Source organism: Paenibacillus sp. P22, from assembly GCF_000469945.2.
GTDB classification, from domain to species: domain Bacteria; phylum Bacillota; class Bacilli; order Paenibacillales; family Paenibacillaceae; genus Paenibacillus_O; species Paenibacillus_O humicus.
In genome coordinates, this window is the sequence record NZ_CBRA020000258.1 from 1 (window position 1) to 4,901 (window position 4,901).

Here is a 4,901-nt window from a genome sequence, read left to right on the forward strand (position 1 = left end):
TCATTACCGAAGCAGACGTTCCGCACAGCATCTATGAAGTCGAGGGCGCGCGCGAAGTCGCCATCGGCTCGTCCTTGATGGACGGCTCCAGAGCAAGCTCGAGGCAGCTGGAGGCGAACCTCCGCAGCCTCGAGCTGCCTGGCGCTTGTGGCGCCGGCGATGACGCTCGCCACGGCCGGCTTGTCCAGCAGCCAGCGCATCGACAGGGCCGCGGGCTCGCATCCGGCTTCCTCGGCCAGCTCGGATACGTCTTGGCCGAGGCCGATATAATCGCCCTTCATGAAGCGGCCGAACGCCGGATCCGTCTCCAGCCGGGAGCCTGCCGGGGCGTCGGCTCCAGCTGCATATTTGCCGGTAAGGATTCCGCCTGCGAGCGGGAAGTAGGGAATCAGGCCGAGGCCTTGATCCAGACATAAAGGCACCAGCTCGATCTCGGGCGTACGGTCGGCAAGCGAGTAGCTCGTCTGAATCGAGGCATAGCGGCTCAGGCCGAGACGATCGCTGATTCCGAGCGCTTTCATGAGCTCCCAGGCCTGATAATTGGAGGCGCCGATGTACCGCACCTTTCCGGAGCGGACCATGTCGTCGAGCGTGCGGAGCGTTTCCTCCAGCGGGGTCTCGGGATCGAACGTATGGATCTGGTAAAGATCGACATAGTCCGTTCCGAGCCTGCGCAGGCTTCCTTCCAGCTCCGTCATGAGATGGCTGCGGGACGCTCCGCGGCTGTTCGGTCCTTCGCCCCTCGGAAGCCCGGCTTTCGTCGTCAGAACGATGTCGGCTCTTCGGCCCTGAATGGCTTTGCCGATGATCCGCTCGCTTTCGGTGCCGGCGTAGATGTTGGCGGTGTCGATAAAATTGATGCCGTGGCTGAAGGCGCTGTGAAGGATCGAGATGCTGGTCTCTTCATCGGCTCTTTTTCCGAAGGCGTTCGTGCCGAGACCGATGGCCGACACGCGTAGCCCGCTGGCGCCCAGCTTGCGGTATTCCATGGTTATATTCCTCCTTGACTGGTGATGGACGGCCCGGGCCGGGCCGATGCCGCGAATATTCCAACGCTTCCAATCCATACTAGCGCTAGGCCGGCTATATTGGCAATCCGAGTGAATCGAGGTGCAGCAAACGATGAAAGCCTGGAAGAGAAGATCACCCTCCGGTAAAAGACGGATATCGCCGGCAATGGCGTCCGTGCTGCTGCTGGCTGCTATTGCCGTCGCCGGGGCCGCAGCCGCTCCGTTCCGTCTCGACAAGGATGTCGTGGACGATACGACGGTCGTCAGCGCATCCCAGCTTGCCAAGCAAGCCGACTGCATCGCCGTCGGCCGCTTCTCGGACAGCGACCGGATGGTTCTGACCGACCGCACGGCTCCTCAGGGGAGGCTGGTTAATTTTGTCCAGCCGTTCACCGTGGAGCGGATGCTCAAATGCCCGTCCAGCAGCACGGTCCGAATCATAACGACCGGCATCGAGCCGTTGCCGCCGCCTTCGCAGACGGAGGCCAACGAGCGGTATCCAGGAGCCTGGGCATCCGGGCCGGACTACCTGATCTTCCTCAAGAAGCTGGAAGGACAGGACGGCTATCAGGTGCTCGGCTTGCTGAAGGGCGTATACCCGATTCAGGCTGGAAAGACGGTGAGCCTGGAGCGTCAAGGCTTCCCGGAGCTGAACGGAGTGTCCAAGGAAAATCTGGAATCCGTCGTGAAGGGACTTGAAGGCCGCTGAGCTTGCGGCTGAATTATATCACAGACGGGCCGGAAGCCGCAGGCTTCCGAAGCGGGAGCAGCAGGATGCGGCTGCCAGGCAATGGACTCGGCATAGGCTCCGAACCGGCGGGAGCGAGCCGCTTCAGCAGCTCGGATGGAATGGCGGACAGGCTGCGGCTGTCCGCCATGAGCGCTGCTGCCCGATCCGGCCTTGCGATCATCGCTCCATATGCGGCTGCAGCCGTCCTTTCCGGACCGCCGGCAATGGAAATGAGCCGCTGGCCGGGACGAAGAGGCGATCGATTCAAAAGCTTCCTCAGACCGGGGAGGTCCGGGCGTGCGATCAGCAAAGCATCCGGAAGCAGAACAGCCGGAAGAGGACTCCCGGAAGCCGGGAGCTTGCGGCGGGTCGCTTTTGGGGAGCGGGAAAATCCGATCGCCCGCAGCCGCGAGCATAGCGCGGTCAGGAACAGCCGGGGATCGCTGTTGAAATCCGGCGAGCCTTCAGGGCTCCCGTACCGGCAGCTCTCGTAATTCACGCGGATAACCCTGGCTCCCGTGCCGCGCAGGCAGCCGCAGAAGGCGGAGGTGCATCCGAGCGCCAGCACCAAATCCGGCTTGGATGGACGGGAACCGTCCGCGAGGCCGAGATGGAGCGGCGAGCCGGAGGGCAGCGAGTCCAGGCCTCCCAGGCTTGCTGCGGCGGGAATTCCGGTCAGCTCAAGCAATTCCCGGAGCTCTGCGGCGGCGCCGGAGAGGCGGACCCCCGCCCCGACAGCGAGGAGCGGACGTTTAGATACGCGCAGGCTCTCGATCAAGCCGTCGAGGTCGGAATCCCGAATCGGGGGCTCCGAGGCGAGCAGCTCCCAGTAGGCCTCCGATTCCTTGAACGGCTGCAGCGGAAGGGAATCGGCGTTTTGCTCCAGAGTGATTCCGGTCAAGCGGAACGATGCCCGGAGAGAGCGGGCGCGGTCAGCTAAAAAGAGGGCTTTGCCGATCTTGGCGTACAGGTCTGCAGCGCCCGCAACAGCGTCGAAAGAGGCGGCGTCCTCCGAATGGAACGGAGGCGTCGCTCCATCGGCAGCAAGCCTGCCCGACGGCAGGGCAGGAAATCCTTCCTTCTCGCTGTATAAGAGCAATAACAGCGCAGTGCAGCCGCCTTGCGGCCCGCTTGTCCCGATGACGGCCGCAGGCCGGCCGGCTGCAGCCGAACAGCCTTCGGCCGCAGCCTCGGCCAAGGCGAGATCCGGCAATCCTTCGGCGGCGATGCCGGAGCGGGCCGCAGCGGCGAGCAAGGATGTCTTCTCCGGCGAAGCGGCGGACCGGTCATGGAACAGATGACGGATTCCGTGGCGGGCGAGCAGGTTCATGACGGCATCCGACAGTTTCATACCCGTTTGATGTCACTCCTTTGGATGGGATCTGGCAGCCGGTCATTTCAAGGAGCGGCTGCCGAGCAGCCGCTTCTTCTTCTCTATTTACATATGTTTTCAAGCCGGTCATGGAATGGGACATTCGGTGATTTCACCGGATCCGGACGTGAAATCGGGCGGATACGCAAAAGAAGGCGGCCCGGATATTCCGGACTGCCCTCGGTTCTACCAGGTCCGCGGACCGATGAGGTCGGCGAAGGTGGTCGTTTTGGGATAGGATTTGGCCAAAGCCATGCCTTTGCGGGCTTCGGAGCGGACGGCGGCGAGCTCGGGACTGGAATAGAAGAACAGCACCTTCTCGTCGCGCCGGTCGACGGGCTTGATCGGCTTGTCGTACAGAATGAACGCGGCCCAGGCGTCGGCGATGTCCTCTCCCGCCTGATAGGCGCTGGCCTCGCGGAAGAACAGCTTCGTGTAGATGGCGGTCATGGGCTTGCCGGCCCGCGCATCCCGCACGACTTCCGGCGTCCAGAATTTGCTGTAGTACCGGGTCATCAGCGAGTCCTTGCGGAAATAAGCCCATTGGCCGCTTCCCGGAGCGGGACCTCCATATGCCGAGCCGATGATTCCGCCCGCTCCGTCCGCAGCCGCGGACGGCGAACCCAGATGGTCCAGCTCGGAGCCGCCGGGACCTTGCTGGGTGACCAGGCGTCCGAGCTCATGGGCGAGCGCCCAGCGGGTGCGCTCCTTGGCTCCCGGCGTCAGGTCGGAAGGATCGAGAACGAGCCGGACCTGGGCTTTGCCGATCGTTTCCGTCCGGGAGACGGCTCCCCGCTTGATTTCCAGCCGGAACTGCCTGATGAGGGACAGATAGGCTTTCGGATACATGGCTTTTACCTTCGTCCACAGCTGCTCGGCGGCGGCCTGCTGCATCAAGGTGACTTTATATCCGCTCTCCGGATGCAGGTTCAGCCCCCCCGCGGCGCTGATGTCGTAAAGGCCGGCCGGAAGGGTAGAGCCGTAGATCTCGCTGCCTTTGATCCCGATCGCGGTCCGGGCGGCGGCGGGCAGCGCTTCGATCAGATCGGCCACTTCCTGGTGGCTCTCCAGCATGTCGGCGTACAAGCCGTGCTCATACTGCTGCAGGCCAAGCTCGGCTTTCTCCTCGAGGCGGTTGTAGGCGGATGGCGGCAGCACAGGCTTCGCCGCCGCCAAATACTTCGATATGCCGCTGAAATAGGCCGTGCCGGCCAGCGTGCCGGAAGGGCTGTCCGGAGCGGTCAGGCCGCTCTCGGAGCCGCTGCCGCTGCCGGATGAGCCGGAGGAAGCGCTGCCCGTGCCCGTCCCGGTCATGCGGCGGGCGCCGGCGTAGCGCTCCTGCCAGTATGCCGAAGTGAGGCTCGACAGCTTGACTCCATCCACCGTGGCGGCGGCGAACTCGCGGTTGCCGGTATAGATGCCGGCGAAAGTAATCGCGGAGCCGCTGCGGAAAAAGACGGCGTCGCCCGGCAGAAGCAGGCTTTGTCCGCCTACGTCGGCTCCCTGCTTGAACTGCTCCGCGATCGTGCGCGGCAAGGTCAAGGCCGCGGGCGAGTAGCGGTAGACGTAGTAGAGGAAGCCTGAGGCGTCGAAGCCCGTTGGCGACGCGCCGCCGTAGGCATAGGGAGAGCCGAGCTGATCCAGGGCGTAATCGGCGATAGCTCCCGCAGCTTGCTGGCGGTCAGCGCTTCCTGCTGCCGATGCCGCCTGCGGGTGGACGACTYCCTYGSCAAGGACGGCCTCAACAAGGACGACTTCTACGGCGAGGCTCTCAAGGAGCTGTCCTACA

The 4,901-nt window shown here is 63.8% G+C and carries 4 protein-coding genes; 1 reads left to right on the forward strand and 3 read right to left on the reverse strand.

The features are described from left to right. Positions 1–989 (reverse strand): aldo/keto reductase (locus BN871_RS25110; protein WP_157060392.1); only part of this gene is annotated, 989 nt, incomplete at its 3' end. 187 nt (positions 990–1,176) lie between these two features. Here BN871_RS25110 and BN871_RS25115 point away from each other — a divergent pair. Next, on the forward strand, positions 1,177–1,719 hold the full coding sequence (locus BN871_RS25115; RefSeq protein ID WP_048749805.1) for a hypothetical protein: 543 nt from the start codon (positions 1,177–1,179) through the stop codon (positions 1,717–1,719). Positions 1,720–1,732: 13 nt separating this feature from the next. Here the strand turns inward: BN871_RS25115 and BN871_RS25120 are convergent, their stop codons facing one another. Both BN871_RS25120 and BN871_RS26380 read right to left on the reverse strand, forming a co-directional pair. Then, on the reverse strand, positions 1,733–3,091 hold the full coding sequence (locus tag BN871_RS25120; protein WP_048749807.1) for a hypothetical protein: 1,359 nt from the start codon (positions 3,089–3,091) through the stop codon (positions 1,733–1,735). Positions 3,092–3,298: 207 nt separating this feature from the next. Continuing rightward, positions 3,299–4,901: C40 family peptidase (locus BN871_RS26380; protein WP_198158105.1), on the reverse strand; the 1,603-nt coding region annotated here is incomplete at its 5' end.